Source organism: Paraburkholderia sp. 2C, from assembly GCF_054589215.1.
The window spans coordinates 166,468-185,332 of sequence record NZ_BAAILL010000031.1 but is presented as its reverse complement, the minus strand read 5'-3'; the positions used below and the strand labels follow the sequence as shown (position 1 = coordinate 185,332).

Sequence of the window (18,865 nt, the reverse complement as noted above, 5' to 3'; positions counted from 1 at the left end):
CGTTAGCCGCTGCCGGTTTATCGATGTCAAGTTTGCATGCAGTATAGATACTAGTTGTTTCGCTTTTGCTGTTAAAGCGGTACAGCGGAAAAAATATTCCCGTTGATGCGCCTATGCAAGGATGTCGTCGCCGGTTAAGCGGCTTTTTTTGCAAGCGGGGGCAGGATGCATTCGAATGTCGCACCGTGCGTTTCGTTATTGAAAGCTGAAATCTTGCCGCCGTGCGCATCGATGATCGAGCGGCAAATCGACAGACCCATGCCCATCCCGTGCGCCTTCGTACTGAAGAATGCATCGAAGAGGCGCTCCGCGTGCCCAGGGTCGATGCCGGTGCCGCAATCGCGCACCGTAAGCTGCACATCGCCGTCGGCCGTGAGCATCGTCTCGATCGACAGTTCGCGTGACCATGCGGTTACGCCTTCCATCGACTGAATCCCATTCATCACGAGATTGATCAGTACCTGCTGCAGCTGGACGCGGTCGCCGAGCACCGGCGGCAGGAGCGGCGCGAGTCGCACGCGCAACGGCACCTGGTGGCTCAGCACCTCGCGCTGCGTGAGCGATACGACGTCGTTGACCACATCGTTGAGCTCGAGCGGCGTCTTCTGCCCGGTGTCTTTCTTTGCGAGCGTGCGAATGCGCCGCACGATTTCGGTGGCGCGCCTTCCTTCGCCGATCATTCGCGTGACGCCCGCGCGCACCTCGTCGGGCTGCGGCGTGCGATGGTCGAGCCAGCGCAAGCAGGCTTCGCCGTTCGTGACGATTGCCGCGAGCGGTTGGCCGACTTCATGCGCGATCGACGCGGACAGCTCGCCGAGCGTCGTCACACGCGTCACGCGCGCGAGTTCCGCTTGCGCGTGATGCAGCTGCTGCTCCGATTGCCGCGCCTGCGTCACATCCATGACCGCGCCGGCGTAATGAAGCCGTTCGGGCTCGTCTTTCATGACATGTGCGACGACGTGCAGGTACTTCACGGCGCCGTCCGGCATGACGAGACGAAACTCGAAGTCGAAATCGTGCTTGTGCGTCGACGCGCGGCCGATGGTATCGCGAAACCGGTCGACATCGTCGGTATGCACGCGTTGCATCACGAGTTCGAGTGTCGGCACGACGCCCGGGTCGAACTCGAAAATCCGGAACGTCTGTTCGGACCAGAGCACTTCGCCGCTCCAGACGTTCCATCCGAAGCTGCCCGTGCGGCTCAGGCGCTGCGCTTCCGCAAGATAGGTGGCCTGGGCGCGCCGCAGCGCCTCTTCGGCCTGTTTGCGCGCGGTGATGTCGTTGCCGGTTTCGAGAATGGCGACAGCGCGTCCGGCGCCGTTACGCTGCACCGACCAGCGGCTCGCGATCACGAGTTCCGTGCCGTCGCGCCGTGTGTGGACCAGCTCGCCGTCCCAGCGGCCCGTACGCAGCACCGTCGCGGTGACTTCCTCGAGCGAGGTCGGAAAGCGCGTCTTGAGCAGCAGATGAATGCACTCGCCCACCGCATCGCGCTTTTTCCAGCCGTACATCTCCTCGGCGCCGTAATTCCAGAACAGGATCGTCCCGTCCATATCGCGCACGATGATCGTATCGTGCGTGAGATCGAGCAGACGCGCCTGCTCGAGCTGCGTCGCGCCGAGTGCGCGTGCATGCCGCACGAGTCCCGTGATCGCGAACGCCGCGATCAGAAACGTCACTAAAGCGGGAAAGTCCTGTTTGTACTGGATTTCGAAGGAAAAGATGGGCGGGATAAAGAAGTAGTCGATAACGAGCACGGCCATGATGGAGAGCCCGACCGACATCATGAAGCTGCCCACCAGCGAAATCAGCACGACCGCAATCAGAAAAATCGATTCGGCGGCGACCGGATTGAGCCCGAACTTGTAGCACACCCAACCGAGCCCGCCGAGCGCGACGAATCCGCCGGCCCAACCGAATACGAGCCGGCGCAGCGCGTCGGATGGATGGGCGAGATCGGCGCGCACCCAGCGCATCCATGCGTCCCGCCAGCGGTTGTTGCGTGGTGTCGCTTCAAAGAGCGAGGTCATGGCTTCCGGACAAGGTCACAAAGTCACTCGATCGTCGATGCACGTGCTGGCCGTTGCCGAATTCTTTGCGGCCTTGATGTGATCACAACGCGCGGACATGAGGCGTCATCACAGGGCGGCCGTGTCGCATGAAGCGACGCGTCGGTTCGAGACAGGCGGTCAAGTCGATCTTACCCGCGCACGCGCTTCGCATATATCGAAGCGGAAAGCTATTCTGTCGAAAACGAAAAACCGTGCGATTTCGTAAGGAAATCGTCTGTAGAAAGCGCGGAAGGCGGAATGGACTGCGGCGGTTTTGACGGCACGTATGGATAACGTGGCGGGGCAGGCGCAGTGAATACCAGTTTAGCGCGTGGGTAAGCCTTGAGCACGGCTTGAGCGCACGTCCCCGCCTTTACTCTGGTCCGCGTAGCTTTTTAGTGCGCCTTCGAGTTCTTCGCCGAGCAGAAAGATTTCCTCTGCGTAGCCCGCCGCGACGCGGCCTGCTTCGGTGAGCTGCACATTGCGTCCGGCGCGCTCGAGCAGCCGGCAGCCGAGGCGCGCTTCGAGCACCTTGATCTGCCCGCTCAGCGTTTGCGGTGTGATGTGAATCCGCTGTCCGGCGTGGATGATGCCGCCGGTGCGCGCGGCCATCCAGAAGTAGTACAGGTGTTTGAAGTTCATGACGTTGACTCCGCAACGGTGCTAGTCGCGCGGATTGCCGAGCATCTGTGCGTTCAGCTTGCACATTTCGAGTTCGAGCAAATGCGTTTCGACGTCGCAACGGCATCCATGATCGCGCGTCTTTGCATCGCGATTGCGCCGGAAAAGACGCGCGAGCGCGCTGCGCATGCGCGCAAGGAAGTCTGGCGCTGCTGCCGTCGGCGAACCCGTGATTTGAGCCGGTCCGTTGACCGTCGAGCTACGCGTACGCGTGCCGAAGTCGGCACGCAGTACCGCTGTGTTGGCCCGGGCGGGGCAGTGCGAAAGCGGTTCGAATTTCATGGCGATCTTCTCTTGACCCGTCAGGTTTCGCGGGTCGCATGGCGCGGGCCCATGCATCGATGTGACAGCCCGCGCGAGGTTCAGGCGGAATAGCCGTTACGTTCGATGTGGCGCATGCGCTGCTCGACGTCGGCGAGGTCGGTTGCCTGAGCGAGGTAGTCGTGGCGGCGCCGCTCTTCAGCGCGTTCGATCCATTCGCCCAGCTTTTCGAGGAAATACGCAAACATGATGTCTCTCCAATCACTCGTGAAACGTTCGCGGCCCGGCGGAAATGCGGCCGCGATCCCGTCGACGTGCTCAGAAACCGATCGATTTGCCGCTGTCCGGTGAGGCTGGATGAGGCGTGGCCCGTCGATGGCTTGCATCGTAGAGAGCGAGAATGAGGCGAAAGTGAGCATCGCGAAGAATCGGCGCGACGCGCGTGTATGAAGCGTTTCCTGTGGGTCCGCAGGCGTATCACTTCGAATCAACCGAACCGTCCATCAGAAAAATTCGACTGTTCGCGGCGCGCGCGTGCCCGTAGATTGGTGGCTGCCAGCTTATGGAACGGGCCAATGCCCGGAACGTGATCTCGTAGGAGACGACACCATGGAAATCAGCATCCAAACCTCAGGCCTTCATTTATCGCGTCGCGAATCGGACGCGCTGCGCGAGCATGTGCACAATCGGATCAAGGAATCGTTTGCACGCATCGCGCGGCGCATCTCGCACGTGAGCGTGCATCTCGAAGATGTCGACGGACCGCGCGGCGGCGGCCACGCGATGCACTGCCTCGTGAAGGTGGGGATCGGCGGTGCGACCGCGGCGCTCGCGCAAGGGCGCGACCGGAATCTGTTCGCGCTCGTGAATCGCGTAGCGGCGTGCGCGGCGGGCAATGCGTTAAAGCGCCTGAAACGGCGCATCGATATCGCTGCGCTCAGAAGGAAGAATGGACCTCCGGATGACGAGCCCGCGGAGAAAGACCCGAAGCCGAATGAGCCGACCGTGCCCGCCGTGCCGATCCCCATCAGCTTCCCCTGACATTCGAGGTTCAAGCGGATCTTAGACAAACGTAAAGCAAGTCCATTGAGGGTGATGCAGCGAGCGCTGCATCACCCTTTTTTCCTTTTGCGTGCAGCGGCAATCGCATCCCGGCTCGCGGTCCTCATTTTCAGATCATTGTCGCCTTCTACGATGCGTTGCGTCGACGTCGTACGCCGAGTTCAGGTGAAACCGGCAACAGCATTGTCACTGTCCAGGCCTTACGTCGGCGTATTCGCGGCGGACACGCACCGAGTGTGTCGTTCACCGCGGCGAATGCCCAAGGCCTGTGGCTCTATCGGAAAGGGGAACTACTGTGAAATACGATTGCGTGATTATCGGAGCGGGAATTCAAGGCCTCGTTCTTCTCGACCAGGCGCTGGCGCACGGACTGAACGCGTGCTGCATCGACCGGCAGCCGCGGGTCGGCGACGGTCAGACGTTGCGTTCGCAGTTCTACATTCATCGGGGTCATTTCTATACCGAGCGCGACCTGATCGACCAGCTGCACGAAGCGTATCCGAAGTGGCGCGAGCTCGTGAGCCGTTTGCGCATCAACGTGCGTTCGACCGACTCGTATGTCGGCTTCGTCGGCGACCCGAGCGCGTGGGTCAAGATGTGGACGCTGTGCGAAGTGCCGTACGCGTCGGTCACGAGCCGCCCGCCGATTCTCGACGGGAGCCGCCTCGCGCATATCTACCGCTTCCCGCACATGATGTTCGACGGCCGCGAAATGCTCGCGAAGCTCGTGCAGCGCAATCGCTCCTGCCTGAAGTTCGGCTCGATCGACTCGATCGACGAATTCGGCAGCGGCTACAGGATGCGCGTCGGCGACGACACGATCGACACCAGCCATATCGTGCTGTGCGCGGGAGCCGGCACGCCGGAGCTGATCGGCATGCTGCCGCATGTGCGCAAGGACGTGCCCGTGCAGACGCGCAGCTGTCAGGTGCTCGCGATGCGCGGCCCGGTGCCCGATTCGAGCATCGTCATACCGGACGCGCAGATGTTTATCGCGCCGCAGTACGAAGCGGACGGTTCGCCCGTGCTGCTGTACACACACGGCACGGACCCGGTGCTCGAAAACGGTCAGCCGGCCACCGTCGACGCCAACCGGTTGCATGCGCAACTGAATGCGCTGAAGTCGGTGTTGCCGGGTCTTCACGCGGCAGCGTGCGAACGCACGCTGTATCTCGCGCAAAAGACCGAAAGCGCGGAGCTTGGCGTCGGCAAGCGGCCGAACGGCGCTTTCGTCGAGCGCATTGCCGACGGCGTGGTCTGCGTGTTGCCGACCAAGCTGTCGCTCGCGATCAACGCATCGGAAAGCGCACTCGCGCTGATCGAACCCGAACACGTGCCGCTGCATGCGGAACCGCTGGTTGGCGTGCGGACGCATCTGCTTAACGCCGCGGCGGAGATGCGCTTTATGAGCGAGGTGAGCCATGTCTAAACTCTTTATCGGCCTCGATCGCGACGGCACGATCGATATGCCTGGATTGCCCGCCCCCGCGCGGCTCGTCGAACAGCTGCGCCGCATGCAGCAGGATGGCGCGCAGGTGTTTATCGCGTCCGGCAAGAGCTACGACGTATTGCAGGAGGTCTGCGCGGGGCTCGGTCTCGAACCGTGGATGTATTGCTGCGAGAACGGCGGGCATATCGTGATTCCGCACACGGGCCGCGAATATGTGTTCTCCGAAGGCACGGACCTGCAGTTCTTTATCGAACACGTCGGCGAACTCGCGTTGCCGCCGTACCGCGACGAACCGAAGCGCTCGATCTGGTCGAAGAAGTTCGGCAGCGAATCGCTCGTCGCGAAGCGCGTGATCGACGAGTTTGTCACGCGTCACGCGTTGCGGCTCAGTGTGTTCGCCTACCCGGACGGCGACGGCGGACTCGATGTCGTGCCCGACGGCATCGACAAGTCGAACCTGCTGCCGCTGCTGCCCGGCGACGCAGTCGTGCACTTCTTCGGTGACGGCGAAAACGACCTCGGCATCATGCGTTCCGCGGGCGTCGTGCCGCATACCGTCGCGAACGGCAAGCGGGCGGTCAAGCAGTGCGTTGCCGAAAAGGGCGGCCATATCGCCGACGAGCCGGCCGGCTACGGCGTATGCAGCGTGCTCGCGCAACTGCGTGCCGAGTGGCTTGCCGAGCGTGCCTGCGGCCAGGCGCTGCCGGGCTTGTGCATCGGCGGTATCCGTTACGAACTGCGTGCGAGGAATCCATGACTGCCCAATTCATTCTCTCGTTGATGTGTTTCGCGGCCGGCTTCGGGAGTCAGAAACTGCAGGTCGCGGGCGAGAAAGCGGTGTCGGTCCTGTCGTCGCTGATCTCGTGGGTGTTGCTGCCGGCGGTGATCGTCGCCGCGATGAGTCAGTTGCGTCTGTCGAAAGACGTGATGCTGCTGCCGGCGGCGAACGTGTTCGTGGTCGGCGCGCTGCTCGCCATCGCAGCGCTGGCCGCGCGCTTTCTCGGCGTGAAGCGGCAAACGGCCGGCGCGGCGGTGATCGCGTTCGGCACGCTCGAAGGCGGCAGTATCGGACTCGCGCTCGTGCTGGCGCTGTTCGGCACGAAGCTGTTGCCGCAGTTCTTCGTGTTCGACATCGTGCACGCGCTGCTGCTGTTCACGGTCACGTATCTGGTGGCGTGTCTGTATGGCGCGGAAGGGAAGCTGTCGGGCAAGCTGATTCGCGATTTTCTGCTCGGACCAATTCCGCTGGCGGTGATCGTGGGCCTCGCGCTCAACGTTGCGGGCGTGCATCTGAACCCGGCGGTCGGCGCGGTGCTCAATGCGGCCGGCTATCTGATCCTGCCCGCGGTGCTCGCCATCCTCGGCTTGCGCTTCACGTTCCGCAAGGAATATCTGGCGATATCGCTGGCGCTGACTGTCGCGAAGATCGTGCTCGGTTACCTGATTGCGCTTGCGTTCGTGCTGCTGTTCGAGCCGTCAGCGGCGGCGCGCGCGGTGATTCTGCTGTCCAGCTGTTTGCCGCCGAGTTTTCTGACGCTGATCTTTGCGCAGGAACGCAAGCTCGATTCGGGTTTCCTCGCGACGTTCCTGCCCGTTTCGGCGTTACTCAGCTTTACGGTGCTGTACGCGACGTTCCAGCTGTTTCCGGCGCTGCTGTAACGCGCACACACGCGCATCGCGGCCCGGACGGGCTTGCGACGCGCGTGCGGTTTTCTCACCTCAACACTAGGACTGCGGCGCCCACGCCCCCGACACGATATTGCGCGCCGATTTCACCATCTTCACGGGTACCGACTTGTACGATGGCGTGCGGCTGCGCTTGTCGTACGCATAGAGCGGCACCAGCGGATTGGCCTCGGGGTAATACGCGCCGCAGCAGCCATCGGGCAGTTGATACTCGACCACCTTCATGTTGCGCACGATGCGCTCGATGCCGTCGTTCGACAAGGCAACGAGATCGACCAGATCGCCAGGATGCAGATCGCGCTTTCTGAGTTCCTGCGAATTGACGAACACGACGGCGCGCTGGCCGAACACGCCGCGATAGCGGTCCGACAACGAATAGAGCGTCGTGTTGTACTGATCGTGGCTGCGCATCGTGGTGAGCATCAGGCCTTCGTCGTCGCCATGCCACGGGTCTTCGTCGAGGCCTTCGAACACGGCGAAGTTCGCCTTGCCGCTCGCCGTCGCCCAGATCCGCTCGCGCGCGGTCGACCCGAGATGAAAGCCGCCCGGCACGCGAATGCGCGCGTTGTAAGCCTCGAACGCGGGGAACACTTTTTCGATTACATCGCGAATGCAGTCGTAGTCGGCGACAAGCGCTTCCCACGGCACCTTCGATTGCTCGCCGAGCGTCGCGCGCGCGATGCCTGCCACGATGGCCGGCTCGCTCTTCAGATGCTCGGACGCGGGCTCGTTGATGCCGGCCGACGCATGCACCATCGACATCGAATCTTCGACCGTGATCGACTGCGGTCCCGTTTCCTGAATGTCGACTTCGGTGCGCCCGAGGCACGGCAAAATCAGCGCTTCCTTCGCATGCACGAGGTGGCTGCGGTTGAGTTTCGTCGAGATATGGACGGTCAGGTCGAGCTTGCGCATCGCGTCCTGCAGGCGCGGCCAGTCGGGAATCGCCGCCGCGAAATTACCACCGAGCGCGATAAATACCTTGCAGTCGCCGGAAAGCATCGCTTCGAGCGTCGCGACGGTGTCGCGTCCATGCTGCGGCGAGGGCTTGAAGTCGAACGTCTGCTCGATGCGATCGAGCCATTCTTTCGCGGGCTTTTCGGTGATGCCGACGGTGCGATTGCCCTGCACGTTCGAATGGCCGCGCACGGGGCACAGGCCCGCGCCGGGCCGGCCGATATTGCCGCGCAGCAGCGCAAGGTTCGCCATCTGTTGCACGTTTTCGGTGCCGCGATGATGTTGCGTGAGCCCCATGCCGTAGACGAGGATCACATTCTCCGCTTCCATATAGACGTTTGCGACGGCCGTCAGGTCCGAGCGCCGCAAGCCGGACGTGTGCTCGATCGCACCCCAGCTCGTCGCGCGCAGGTCGTCGACCAGCTTCTCGAAGCCCACCGTGTGGCCGCGAATAAAGTCGACGTCGATCTTGCGCGGCTGGTCCTGCGCAATCGCTTCGTCGTCGGCTTCGATAATCGCTTTCATGATGCCTTTCAGCGCGGCGACGTCGCCGCCCACGCGCACCTGATACAGCGGATTGCTGATCGCCGTCCATGTCAGCGTGACCATCTCGATCGGGTTTTGCGGCGCCTGAAAACGCTCGAGCGCGCGCTCGCGAAACGGGTTGAACGAGATGATGCGTGCACCGCGCCGCGATGCGTCGTGCAGGCTCGTCATCATGCGCGGGCTGTTCGTACCGGGGTTCTGGCCGAAAATGAAAATCGCGTCCGCGTGATCGAAGTCTTCGAGCAGCACGGTGCCTTTACCGACGCCAATCGACTCCGGCAAGCCGACGCTCGTCGCTTCGTGACACATGTTCGAGCAATCGGGGAAATTACCGCTGCCGTATTCGCGCGCGAACAGCTGATAGAGAAAGGCGGCTTCGTTCGATGCGCGGCCCGACGTATAGAAGTCGGCCTGGTTCGGCGAATCGAGCGCGTTCAGATGCTCGGCGATCAGCGCAAACGCGTCGTCCCAGCCGATCGGCACATAGCGGTCCGACGTGCTGTCGTAAACCATCGGATGCGTGATGCGGCCGGCCATCTCGAGGTCGAAGTCTTCCCACGCGCTCAACTCCGTTACCGTGTGGTTCGCGAAGAAATCCGGTGTGCAGCGGTCCGCGGTCGCTTCCCAGGCCACGGCTTTTGCACCGTTTTCGCAGAACTCGAACGACGACGTGTGCTTCGGGTCGGGCCACGCGCAGCCGGGGCAATCGAAGCCTTCGGGCTGATTCATCCGCAACAGCGTGCGAGCGCCGAATACCGGAATGCCCTGTTCGGCGAGCGCCTTGCCGGTTGCCTTCAGTGCGCCCCAGCCGCCGGCCGGTTCGCGATAGATGCGGATCGATTTTCTTTCTGCCATGGTGCCCCCAAGTACAAAACGATGTTGAACCAAGCCATGTTATGCAGAGGCCGGCAGACGGTCTTTCAAGATTGCTAATGGCTTTTCGAAACACACGTACGCACGGCGACTGCAAGCATGCGGCTGCGCAAGCTTAGTGATGCGATGCCCACTGCACGAGCAGATGAAACGGCAGCACGACGATAAAAGTCGCGCCGAAGCCCGCGCACCACAGAACGACGAGCCACATGATCTTGTTGACGAGGCTGCGCGGGCGTGCCGTCGGGTGCGCGGCGGCGTGCCTTGCGATCTGTCTGACCGCGGCTTGGGGCCCTTGAGCCGCTTGAGCCGCTTGAGCCGCTTGTGCCGCTTGCGTGCGCGGCGGCTCGGCAGCGTCGTCAGCCGTGTGTTCAACGGTGGGTTGCGACATCTTCAATCTCCTTCGGCGCGCGTGCGGATTCATGCGCGTTACTGCAGTACCCCTTCAATGCGACACCGGCGCGTGAGCTATTCGTAACGCGCACCGGGTTCGACCTTGCCGCGGAATACCCAATAGCCGGCAGTCGTATAGACGGTGATGATCGGAATGATGATGACCGCGCCCACCAGTGTGAACACCTGGCTCGAATGCGGTGCGGCCGCATCGGCGAGGGTGATGGTGTTTGGAATCGCGTACGGCCAGATGCTGACGAGCAGCCCGATATAGCCGAGCAGGATCAGCGCGAGCGCTAGCACGAACGGCATGGCGTCGCTGCGCCGCTTCACCGCCGAATACATCCACGCCGCGACGAGCAGCACGAGAATCGGCACCGGATAGAGCCGGTAGCGGAACGGCGACTCGAACCAGCGCTCGGCGATATGCGGATCGGTCAGCGGCGTCCAGATCGATACGGCCGCGATAAAGCCTAGCAATACGATGGTGAGCGGACCGATCAGGCCGTGCATGCGCTGTTGCAGATCGCCGCTTGTCTTGAGCACGAGATAGCCGCAGCCGAGCAGCGCGTAAGTGGCCATCAGCCCCATGCCGGTAAAGACGCTGAACGGCGTGACCCAGAAGAACGGGTCGCCGGAGAATACGTCATTGGTGGTCGGGATGCCGTGCAGATAGGTGCCGAGTATCACGCCCTGAAAGAAGGTGGCGCCGGCCGAACCGCAGATGAAAGCGAGGTTCCAGAGGTTTTTCGAACGCGTCGCCTTGCCGCGAATCTCGAACGAGACGCCGCGAAAAATCAGGCAGATCAGCATGAACACGATCGGCAGATACAGTGCCGACAGCACGATCGAGTAAACCGTCGGAAAGGCCGCAAGCAAGGCGGCGCCGCCGAGTACGAGCCAGGTCTCGTTGCCGTCCCAGACCGGTGCGATGGTATGCATCATCATGTCGCGTTCGGCGTCGTCGGGAAAGAACGGAAAGATGATGCCGATGCCGAGATCGAAGCCGTCGAGCGCGATATACATGAAGATGCCGAGCGCAATGATTGCAGCCCAGATTGTGGTGATGACCATGCGTGCCTCCGTGCGTGGCTTCAGTGTGCGGGTCAGGCCGAGAGCGGGCCCGTAAAGCGTGCGTGTAAAGCGGAACTTGAGCGGGCCGCCGCTATTCGGCAACGGCCAGCGGCCGCCGGCCGGTTGCCGAGTCGTAGCTCGTCTGCTCGGCGGGATTGCGCTCGCTGTCCGCCGACGGTCCGAGACGGATCAGTTTGACGATGTAGAAGATGCCGGTGCCGAACACGAGGAAATAGACCATCACGAAGATCAGCAGCGAAATGCCCGCCGCTTGCGGCGTGATCGGCGACACCGCGTCGGCCGTGCGCAATTGCCCATAGACCACCCACGGCTGACGCCCGACCTCGGTCGTGATCCAGCCGGCGACAAGCGAGATAAAGCCCGTCGGTCCCATCAGCACCGTCAGCCAGTTGAACCAGCGTGTTTCGAACAGTCGCCCGCCGCGCCGTAGCGCGGCGCCGATCAGCGCCGTCAGGATCATCAGCATGCCGAGGCCCGCCATGATGCGAAAGGTCCAGAAGATGACCGACGAATTCGGCCGGTCTTCTTTCGGAAACTCCTTGAGGCCCTTGATCTCGCCATCCCACGAATGCGTGAGGATCAGGCTGCCGAGGTGCGGAATCTGGATCGCATAGCGCGTCACTTCGGCATTCATGTCGGGAAACCCGATCAGGTTCAGCGCCGTGCCGCCGTGCTCGGTTTCCCACAGGCCTTCGATCGCGGCGATTTTCGCCGGCTGGTATTTGCGCGTATTGAGCCCGTGCTGGTCGCCGACGAAGGCCTGAATCGGCGCGAGAATCAGCAGCAGCCACAGCGCCATCGAATACGTGGTTTTGACGGCCGCGTCGCGCCGGCCTTTCAGCAGATGCCAGCCGCCTGTCGCCGCCACCACGAGCGCCGCCACGATAAACGCGGCCAGCGTCATATGCACGAGGCGATACGGAAACGATGGGTTGAAGATCACCTTCCACCAGTCGACCGGCACGACGTGCCCGTTCTCGATGATGAAGCCCTGCGGCGTTTGCATCCAGCTGTTCGACGAGAGAATCCAGAAGGTCGAGATCAGCGTGCCGATGGCCACGAGCAGCGTTGCACCGAAATGCAGCTTCGGTCCGACCTTCTCCCAGCCGAACAGCATGACGCCGAGAAAGCCCGCTTCGAGAAAGAAGGCGGTCATCACTTCATAGGTGAGGAGCGGTCCCGTGATCGGGCCAGCGAAATGCGCGAAACCGGACCAGTTCGTGCCGAATTCGTAGGCCATCACGACACCCGATACGACACCCATGCCGAAGCCGATGGCGAAGATCTTCGCCCAGTAGTGACACAGCTCCTTGTAATGCGGTTTGCCTGTCTTGAGCCACGCGAATTCGAGCACCGCGAGAAAGCTGGCGAGCCCGATACTCAATGCAGGAAAAATAATGTGCATCGAGACGGTAAACCCAAACTGGATGCGGGAAAGTTCAAGTGCGCTCGGATTCATCGTCGTACCCTGCCGTGTCTATGGCGTTCTTGAGACGGGATACGCTGCGATGCGGATGGCCATGCCGGCGCATGCGCACATCGCGGGTAAAACGCGTTTCCCACGGATTCCCGCACGATATATGCGCAGCTCCCACGACGATAGTCTACGGGCGTAGCGCAAGGACAAACGAAGGTTTAGGGTACACCCGCACGGACAATGGCGTGGCGTTCACGGGTCCGCGCCAGTCAAGGCGGGGCGCGAAGTTTGGGCGAGTCATCCCGACGGCTTACGCCGGTGCCGTCGGCGGCCGTGCGGAACGTGCGTTATAGAAATTTTCCGGACTTCGGTGTAACGGGCCGGCAGCCGTCGCCATCGCAGCAGTCGCCCATCAGGTAGGCAAGCAGCGCATTGATTTCTTCATAGCGTGCGGCATAGATCACCGAGCGGCCCTGCCGATGCTGCGAGACGAGCTTCGCCTCGAGCAGCCGCTGCAGATGCGGCGATAACGAAGCCGCGGGCGAGTCGACGAACGACGCGAGCATGTCGGCGGAGAGCCCTGCGGGTCCGAACTGGACCAGCGTGCGGAATACCGTGAGCCGCGACTCCTGCGCAAGCGCGTGGAGCGCGGTGAGAGCGTCGGTCGTTTCCATGGTGATATATCTCTGCGCGGTGGCGGCGGTGTGGGGCGCCGTGCCGTCGCTGTTGTTTATGCGTAGGTTGTGGGCGTGCGTGGCGATTGCTTCGGGATGCGAAGCACGATCGTCGGCGTCGTATCGTCGAAGCAGGCGATCAAGGCGCGCATCGGCTCGACGGGTATGATGCCGCCGCCGTTCGTGTAGCTGGCTGTCTGCATGGTCGGCCTTTGTCGAGTGCCTGTCGTGTGTTGCAGTGATGTACTGCCCTTGCACTGTTAAACACGCTTCGTTTTCGCTTTATTCCGCTTTTCGTGCGCGGTGAGGAAGCGGTGGCCGACAACGAACGTTGCAGGACAGACCGTGCACGATACAGTCAAGCGGTGCCGGCTAAAATGTGAGGAACTGCGGGCGCGAAGCGAGGTATGACGCGAAGTGCGAGGCGAGCTATGAAGCGAGCTATGCAGCGGGATATGAAGCGGGATGTGAAGCGCCGCACGAACGCAGGAATATGAATTTGGATTCCGAATGGAATCGAGGCGCGATGAATCAGGCTTCAGCCGGAGACAAGATCGTCGTCGCGCTGGTTGACGAAAATCAGCACGGCTGCGATCGCAACGTAAAAGCGGAATGCGGCTTCCTGTCCATTCCAGATCTTCGATTGCCACATCGCGAACCATTCGCCGCCGACCACCATAAAGCCGAAGAACCAGATCAGAAAGCCGACCGCAAGGCCGGCGATGACGCAACCTTTCGAATGGTTGAAGACCGCGCCGCTTTCATAACGATTGCGCCATAGCGCGAGCGCGCCGACGACGAGTAGCACACACGTGACGGCCTCTCCGGCGATGATCATCCAGTAACTGAGTTGCCACCAGGCGGGGTTGCTCGTCGCGCGGCCCAGCAGCGCATTGTGCGGAAACGTGGTGTCCATGCTGAGCACGTGCTGGACGAACAGGTAGTTCGAGCCATAGTCGATCAGATTGTCGAACGCGACGATGCCCGCGAACGCGGCGAGCATGACGGACAAGGCGATTTTGACGAGGCGAACGGTCATCGGTGTAGTGGGCGAGTTTGTCAGTCCCTCTGAAACAGTTTGACTCGCCGCGCTATTCCCCGCGCTGTTCCTCGCGCTGTTCCCACGCTAGTCGCGCGTTATGCCTCTTCACACGGAGATTGGGTGTATGCACAGGAATATTCGCCGGACCTGGGATGTTAAGTCAGAGCAGGGTGAGGTATGACGCGAATGCATCCGAACGCCTGCCGCGACGGCCGCGCGCTTTCGGCCAGTTGTGCGCGCCGTCGCGGGATTCGTACGAACACGCGGCGCGCCCCACCAGGAGGTTTCATGAGTACGATCGATTCGGCGAAGCGGACCGGCGGCGCGCACGCCGCCAATAACGGCGCGCCAGCGGAGCGCCGCCCGGCCGAGCGCGGCCCGGCTCAACGAGGCTTTGCCGGCGGAAGCGACCAGCCCGCAAGCGGCGAGTTTGACGTCGTCGCCGCGGCCGCTGCACTGGCTCCCACACTGCGGTCGCGCGCGGCGGAAACCGACGCATTGTCGAAGCTGCCCGACGCGACGCTCGCCGATCTGGAGAGCGCGCGCCTGTTCGACCTGGTACGTCCGAAAATGTACGGCGGGCTTCAGGTTTCTTACGGAACGTACCTCGATACGATGATCGAGCTTGCGCGCGGCGACGGCTCGACCGCATGGACGCTCGCGCTGATGACAACCTTCATGTGGCTCACGTCCGTGTCGTACCCGCAGCATGTCACCGACAAGGTGCTTACGCCGGGCGCGAGCGTGCGCATCTGCGGGTCGATCGGGCCGCGCAAGGCGAAGACGCGGCGCGTAGCGGGCGGCTATGTGATCGAGGACGGGTTGTGGACGTACAACACCGGCTTTTATCACGCGCAATGGGATCAGCTCGGTATTCCGCTCGTCGATGAAGCGGGCCAAATCATCGGCCGCGGCGCCGCGCTGTTGCCGGCCTCGGATGTGACGCCGCTCAACGACTGGGACACGATCGGCCTGCGCGGCACCGGCAGCACGTCGGTGATCGTCAAGGACGTGTTCGTGCCCGACGAGCGGATCGCGTCGATGGGCCGCAACCTGCAGGACGATTACGGGGCGACTCATCTGCGCGACGTGCCGGCCTACCGGACGCCCATGGTGCCGACGCTTGCCCTGCGTCTCGTCTGCCCGATGGTCGGCATGGCAAAGGCCGCCGTCGAACTGCTGTTGGAAAGGATCGGCACGCGCGGCATCGCCTTCACGACGTACGAAAAGCAGGACGAGGCGGCGGTCACCCACTTGCAGATTGGCGAGGCGACAGCGAAGATCGATGCGGCCGAAGCGGTGATCCGCCAGGCGATCCGCGTGATGGAGTCGGGCACGGAGCGCCGCGAGCGCATCAGCTTGGAGCAGCGCGCGCGTATCTGGCGCGATGCCGCTTATGCGAGCCAGTTGATATGGGAAGGGGTGGACCGGTTGGCCGGTGCCTCGGGGACCGCGTTCGTCAACCGCAATGGCCCGATGAACCGGATCTGGCACGACGTGCGGGTCGCGACCATGCACGGCGCGCTTTACGCCGATACCTGTTTTGAGATCTTTGGCCGCGTGGCGGCGGGCAAGGCGCCCAATACGATGTTGCTGCCGAGCCTGACGTAATTCACGCTGCGTGCGCCGGCTCGATCCGATCACTCGATTTGCGATGCGCGACCGATGCCGGCGCGCGACGAATGCGTTATTCGAACCCGTTATTCGAACCCGTTCGGGTTGCGTTCCTGCCAGCGCCAGTGGTCGACGCACATGCGCTCGATGCCATGCTGCGCGCGCCAGCCAAGCAGGCGTTCGGCCGCCGCCGGATTCGCGAAGCACTGCGCGATATCGCCGGGTCGCCGCGGGGCGATTTCATACGGCACCTTGCGGCCCGACGCCTTCTCGAACGAGTGCACCACGTCGAGCACGCTATAGCCCTGGCCCGTGCCGAGATTCACGACAAAGCTCCTGTCGAGTTTCGCGAGCGCGTCGAGCGCCTTGATATGCCCTTGCGCGAGATCGACCACATGAATGTAATCGCGCACGCCGGTGCCGTCGGGCGTGTCGTAATCGCCGCCGAACACATTGAGCTTGTCGCGCTTGCCGACCGCGACCTGCGCGACATACGGCATCAGGTTGTTCGGAATGCCGCCGGGCGCCTCGCCGATCAAACCGCTTTCATGCGCGCCGACCGGATTGAAGTAGCGTAGCGTCGCGATGCGCCACGACGCGTCCGACACTTCGACGTCGCGCAGAATCTGCTCGGCGATCAGCTTCGACTGGCCGTACGGGTTCGTCGCGGAAAGCGGAAACGATTCGTCGATCGGCGAGCTTTCCGGCACGCCATAGACGGTCGCCGACGAACTGAACACGAACTGCTTCACGTTGCGCTGACGCATCACGTCGAGCAGCGTGAGCAGGCTGCCGATGTTGTTCTGGTAATACTCGATCGGCTTGGCCACCGATTCGCCCACTGCCTTCAATGCCGCGAAGTGAATCGCGCCGCTTACCCGATGGCGGTCGAAAATCTGCTCGAGGGCCGCGGCATTGCGCACGTCGGCCTCGTAGAACGCGACGCGCTTGCCGGTAATCTGCTCGACGCGTTCGAGCGATTTGCGATTGCTGTTCACGAGGTTGTCGATGACGACGACGTCGTAGCCGTCGTCGAGCAGGGCCACGCATGTATGCGAGCCGATATAGCCCGCGCCGCCCGTTACCAGAATCGTGCCCTTCATCGCCATGCTTTGCTCCGTTAAAGTGTGACGCCCGTCAGGTTGTTTAGCAGATCTTTATAGCGTTCGATGACGAGCCGCTCATCGAATTCGTTCGCGACTTTCTGCCGGCCGCGTTGTGCCATGGCGCGCCGTTCCGTTTCAGTCATTTCGAGCATGCGCGCGAGTGCGTCGGCCAGGCTCTCCACATTACGCACTTCACATAACAAGCCGTTGACACCATGCTCGACCACTTCGCGGCAGCCGGGCACGTCGGTCGCGACGATCGGCCGTTCCATCGCGGCCGCTTCGAGCAGCGTGCGCGGCACGCCTTCGCGATACGACGGCAGCACGACGCAATCGGCCGCGGCGATCACGGGCCGCACGTCGTGCGCTTCGCCCAGATACTCGACGACGCCTTCCCGCTGCCACGCATCGACATCGGCGCGCGAAATCGCACTCGGGTTTTCCACATTGAGCGGCCCGAGCAGCTGAAAACGCGCCTGCGGAAAACGTGCGCGCAGCGTGCGCGCCGCTTCGACGTATTCGCCGATACCTTTATCCCACAACAGCCGGCCGATCAGTACGAAGGCGAACCGTTCGGGCGATGCGCGCCTGGCAGGCGGCGCCGGCGCGAACTGTTCGAGGTCGACGCCCTCGCCATGCAGCAGACGTGCCCGCTTAGGGTACACGAGCAGCTTCTGCTCGATAAACGCGGCTTCATCATCGCGATTCAGAAACCAGACTTCGCGCGGAAAGCGGAACGCGAAGCGATAGAGGCGTTTCGCGACCTGCGCGGCCCGGCTGTGCTGGATAAAAACATAGCCGAGACCGGTCGTGACCGCCACCGACGCGACCCCCGCGAGCCGCGCGGCGACCGAGCCATAGATATTCGGCTTGATCGTGTAGTGGAACACGACGTGCGGGCGAATGCGGCGATAAAGCCGGTAGAGCTGCAACAGGGTGCGCAGATCGTCGAGCGGGTTCGTGCTTTTCGAGGCGACCGCGAGTTCGATAAAGCGGCAGCCCATGCCGGTCAGCAGGTCGGTGGTGCGGTCGCGCGGCGCGATCACGCTGACCTCGACGCCGCGCGCGACGAGCGTGCGGATCAGCCCTTGCCGGTACGTGTATATCGCAAACGACGTATTGCAGACGAGGACGACGCGAAGGTCGGCGGGGCGCTCGATGCGTGGTTTCATGAATAGACGAGGCGTTTGATCCGCCGCAGCGTGCCGTATGGCGTGACGAAGTGCAACAGGTTCTTCGCGAGGCCGAGCCAGTCGTACAGGTTCGCGGCATTGAAGTAGTGCAATTGCAGCTTGAGCGTCGACACGATCTGGCGGCGCCGCTTCGTCGCGCTGATGCCGTTCTCGTTCAGTTCGTAGTACAGGCCAAGCTCGGGCAAATTCGCACAGTCGTAGCGTTCCATCAGGCGCAGGAACAGGTCGAGGTCTTCGGCGGAACGGTAGGCGGCGCGATAGTTGCCGACCGCGAGCACGGCGTCGATACGCAGCATCATCGAAGGGTGCACGAAGCAGGCGCGCAGAAAGCGGATGCGGCGGATCGCCTGCGGATCGGCCGGCGGCGCGAGCATGAAAAGCGGCGTGCCGTCCAGCGCGACCACCTGTGCCCACATGCCGAGACCCGCCATGTTCGGATGCGCGTCGAGATACGCGCGCTGTTTCGCGAGCCGCTGCGGCACGGTCACGTCGCCGGCATCGATTCGCGCCGCATAACGAAAGCCGCGCGCCGCGAGCGCTTCGATGCCCGCCTGCAAGGCGCGCTCGATGCCGACGTTTTGCGGCATCCGCAGAATCTCGACCGTCAGGTTCGGCAGCGATGGCGCGACCAGCGGCGGCGTGCTGCCGTCGTCGACGATCAGCACCTGCACGGGCTCGCTTTCGCTGAACGACGCGAGCGTGCGTTCGACATCGGCCTGCCCGTTATAGGCGGGCATCAGCACCGCGACGTCGGCAAGCGAAGC

18 protein-coding genes are annotated in these 18,865 nt (G+C 62.7%); 5 read left to right on the top strand and 13 right to left on the bottom strand.

Annotated elements, in window-relative coordinates; genetic code table 11:
• Positions 1-134: 134 nt before the first annotated feature.
• The 4 genes from ACYPXD_RS08085 to ACYPXD_RS08070 form a co-directional block, all read right to left on the bottom strand.
• Positions 135-2,030, bottom strand: coding sequence for an ATP-binding protein (locus ACYPXD_RS08085; protein WP_459709488.1), 1,896 nt, complete (start codon positions 2,028-2,030; stop codon positions 135-137).
• Positions 2,031-2,375: 345 nt separating this feature from the next.
• A complete protein-coding gene (locus ACYPXD_RS08080; protein ID WP_459709485.1) occupies positions 2,376-2,693 on the bottom strand; it encodes a LysR family transcriptional regulator in 318 nt (105 codons plus the stop codon).
• 21 nt (positions 2,694-2,714) lie between these two features.
• Complete coding sequence (locus ACYPXD_RS08075; protein WP_459709482.1) at positions 2,715-3,014, bottom strand: hypothetical protein; 300 nt, start codon at positions 3,012-3,014, stop codon at positions 2,715-2,717.
• A gap of 80 nt (positions 3,015-3,094) precedes the next feature.
• Positions 3,095-3,379: a DUF3563 family protein gene (locus tag ACYPXD_RS08070; protein ID WP_459709479.1), complete on the bottom strand. Its 285-nt coding sequence runs from the start codon at positions 3,377-3,379 to the stop codon at positions 3,095-3,097.
• A gap of 223 nt (positions 3,380-3,602) precedes the next feature.
• On the opposite strand from ACYPXD_RS08070, the gene ACYPXD_RS08065 reads away from it, so the two are divergent.
• The 4 genes from ACYPXD_RS08065 to ACYPXD_RS08050 all read left to right on the top strand — a co-directional run bounded on the left by ACYPXD_RS08065 (position 3,603) and on the right by ACYPXD_RS08050 (position 7,164).
• Positions 3,603-4,034, top strand: a complete 432-nt coding sequence (locus tag ACYPXD_RS08065; protein ID WP_459709477.1) for an HPF/RaiA family ribosome-associated protein — start codon at positions 3,603-3,605, stop codon at positions 4,032-4,034.
• A gap of 316 nt (positions 4,035-4,350) precedes the next feature.
• Positions 4,351-5,484 (top strand): FAD-dependent oxidoreductase, encoded by a 1,134-nt coding sequence (locus ACYPXD_RS08060; RefSeq protein ID WP_459709474.1) that lies wholly within the window; start codon positions 4,351-4,353, stop codon positions 5,482-5,484.
• Positions 5,477-6,262, top strand: coding sequence for an HAD family hydrolase (locus tag ACYPXD_RS08055; protein WP_459709472.1), 786 nt, complete (start codon positions 5,477-5,479; stop codon positions 6,260-6,262). Before ACYPXD_RS08060 ends, ACYPXD_RS08055 begins: the two co-directional genes overlap by 8 nt.
• On the top strand, positions 6,259-7,164 hold the full coding sequence (locus ACYPXD_RS08050; protein WP_459709470.1) for an AEC family transporter: 906 nt from the start codon (positions 6,259-6,261) through the stop codon (positions 7,162-7,164). Before ACYPXD_RS08055 ends, ACYPXD_RS08050 begins: the two co-directional genes overlap by 4 nt.
• A 66-nt stretch (positions 7,165-7,230) precedes the next feature.
• Here ACYPXD_RS08050 and ACYPXD_RS08045 read toward each other — a convergent pair whose 3' ends face one another.
• The 6 genes from ACYPXD_RS08045 to ACYPXD_RS08020 all read right to left on the bottom strand — a co-directional run bounded on the left by ACYPXD_RS08045 (position 7,231) and on the right by ACYPXD_RS08020 (position 14,185).
• Complete coding sequence (locus tag ACYPXD_RS08045; protein ID WP_459709468.1) at positions 7,231-9,549, bottom strand: FdhF/YdeP family oxidoreductase; 2,319 nt, start codon at positions 9,547-9,549, stop codon at positions 7,231-7,233.
• Positions 9,550-9,682: 133 nt separating this feature from the next.
• Positions 9,683-9,958, bottom strand: coding sequence for a hypothetical protein (locus ACYPXD_RS08040; protein ID WP_459709466.1), 276 nt, complete (start codon positions 9,956-9,958; stop codon positions 9,683-9,685).
• Positions 9,959-10,035: 77 nt separating this feature from the next.
• Positions 10,036-11,034 carry a cytochrome d ubiquinol oxidase subunit II gene (gene cydB / locus ACYPXD_RS08035; RefSeq protein ID WP_459709464.1) on the bottom strand — a complete coding sequence of 333 codons (999 nt, stop codon included), beginning with the start codon at positions 11,032-11,034 and terminating at the stop codon, positions 10,036-10,038.
• Positions 11,035-11,125: 91 nt separating this feature from the next.
• A complete protein-coding gene (locus ACYPXD_RS08030; RefSeq protein ID WP_459709462.1) occupies positions 11,126-12,514 on the bottom strand; it encodes a cytochrome ubiquinol oxidase subunit I in 1,389 nt (462 codons plus the stop codon).
• 305 nt (positions 12,515-12,819) lie between these two features.
• Positions 12,820-13,146: an ArsR/SmtB family transcription factor gene (locus tag ACYPXD_RS08025; RefSeq protein ID WP_459709460.1), complete on the bottom strand. Its 327-nt coding sequence runs from the start codon at positions 13,144-13,146 to the stop codon at positions 12,820-12,822.
• Positions 13,147-13,684: 538 nt separating this feature from the next.
• On the bottom strand, positions 13,685-14,185 hold the full coding sequence (locus ACYPXD_RS08020; RefSeq protein ID WP_459709458.1) for a DUF2165 family protein: 501 nt from the start codon (positions 14,183-14,185) through the stop codon (positions 13,685-13,687).
• 291 nt (positions 14,186-14,476) lie between these two features.
• Between ACYPXD_RS08020 and ACYPXD_RS08015 the strand changes: the two genes are divergently transcribed.
• Entirely contained in the window at positions 14,477-15,799 is a 1,323-nt protein-coding gene (locus tag ACYPXD_RS08015; protein ID WP_459709455.1) for an acyl-CoA dehydrogenase family protein, read from the top strand.
• Between the two features lie 89 nt (positions 15,800-15,888).
• On the opposite strand, the gene galE is transcribed toward ACYPXD_RS08015, so the two are convergent.
• Genes galE through ACYPXD_RS08000 form a run of 3 tightly spaced genes read right to left on the bottom strand, consistent with a single transcriptional unit; the run spans position 15,889 to position 18,838 of the window.
• On the bottom strand, positions 15,889-16,911 hold the full coding sequence (galE, locus tag ACYPXD_RS08010) for a UDP-glucose 4-epimerase GalE (RefSeq protein WP_459709453.1): 1,023 nt from the start codon (positions 16,909-16,911) through the stop codon (positions 15,889-15,891).
• Between the two features lie 11 nt (positions 16,912-16,922).
• Complete coding sequence (locus ACYPXD_RS08005) at positions 16,923-18,080, bottom strand: glycosyltransferase family 4 protein (protein WP_459709451.1); 1,158 nt, start codon at positions 18,078-18,080, stop codon at positions 16,923-16,925.
• A complete protein-coding gene (locus ACYPXD_RS08000) occupies positions 18,077-18,838 on the bottom strand; it encodes a glycosyltransferase (protein ID WP_459709570.1) in 762 nt (253 codons plus the stop codon). The genes ACYPXD_RS08005 and ACYPXD_RS08000 overlap by 4 nt, the downstream gene beginning before the upstream one ends.
• Positions 18,839-18,865 lie beyond the last annotated feature (27 nt).

Coding starts and splice junctions, on each gene's coding strand:
- ACYPXD_RS08085 (WP_459709488.1), bottom strand. CDS start 2,030: ATGACCTCGCTCTTTGAAGCGACACCACGCAACAACCGCTGGCGGGAC.
- ACYPXD_RS08080 (WP_459709485.1), bottom strand. CDS start 2,693: ATGAACTTCAAACACCTGTACTACTTCTGGATGGCCGCGCGCACCGGC.
- ACYPXD_RS08075 (WP_459709482.1), bottom strand. CDS start 3,014: ATGAAATTCGAACCGCTTTCGCACTGCCCCGCCCGGGCCAACACAGCG.
- ACYPXD_RS08070 (WP_459709479.1), bottom strand. CDS start 3,379: ATGCAAGCCATCGACGGGCCACGCCTCATCCAGCCTCACCGGACAGCG.
- ACYPXD_RS08065 (WP_459709477.1), top strand. CDS start 3,603: ATGGAAATCAGCATCCAAACCTCAGGCCTTCATTTATCGCGTCGCGAA.
- ACYPXD_RS08055 (WP_459709472.1), top strand. CDS start 5,477: ATGTCTAAACTCTTTATCGGCCTCGATCGCGACGGCACGATCGATATG.
- ACYPXD_RS08050 (WP_459709470.1), top strand. CDS start 6,259: ATGACTGCCCAATTCATTCTCTCGTTGATGTGTTTCGCGGCCGGCTTC.
- ACYPXD_RS08045 (WP_459709468.1), bottom strand. CDS start 9,549: ATGGCAGAAAGAAAATCGATCCGCATCTATCGCGAACCGGCCGGCGGC.
- ACYPXD_RS08040 (WP_459709466.1), bottom strand. CDS start 9,958: ATGTCGCAACCCACCGTTGAACACACGGCTGACGACGCTGCCGAGCCG.
- cydB (WP_459709464.1), bottom strand. CDS start 11,034: ATGGTCATCACCACAATCTGGGCTGCAATCATTGCGCTCGGCATCTTC.
- ACYPXD_RS08030 (WP_459709462.1), bottom strand. CDS start 12,514: ATGAATCCGAGCGCACTTGAACTTTCCCGCATCCAGTTTGGGTTTACC.
- ACYPXD_RS08025 (WP_459709460.1), bottom strand. CDS start 13,146: ATGGAAACGACCGACGCTCTCACCGCGCTCCACGCGCTTGCGCAGGAG.
- ACYPXD_RS08020 (WP_459709458.1), bottom strand. CDS start 14,185: ATGACCGTTCGCCTCGTCAAAATCGCCTTGTCCGTCATGCTCGCCGCG.
- ACYPXD_RS08015 (WP_459709455.1), top strand. CDS start 14,477: ATGAGTACGATCGATTCGGCGAAGCGGACCGGCGGCGCGCACGCCGCC.
- galE (WP_459709453.1), bottom strand. CDS start 16,911: ATGGCGATGAAGGGCACGATTCTGGTAACGGGCGGCGCGGGCTATATC.
- ACYPXD_RS08005 (WP_459709451.1), bottom strand. CDS start 18,080: ATGAAACCACGCATCGAGCGCCCCGCCGACCTTCGCGTCGTCCTCGTC.
- ACYPXD_RS08000 (WP_459709570.1), bottom strand. CDS start 18,838: ATGCCCGCCTATAACGGGCAGGCCGATGTCGAACGCACGCTCGCGTCG.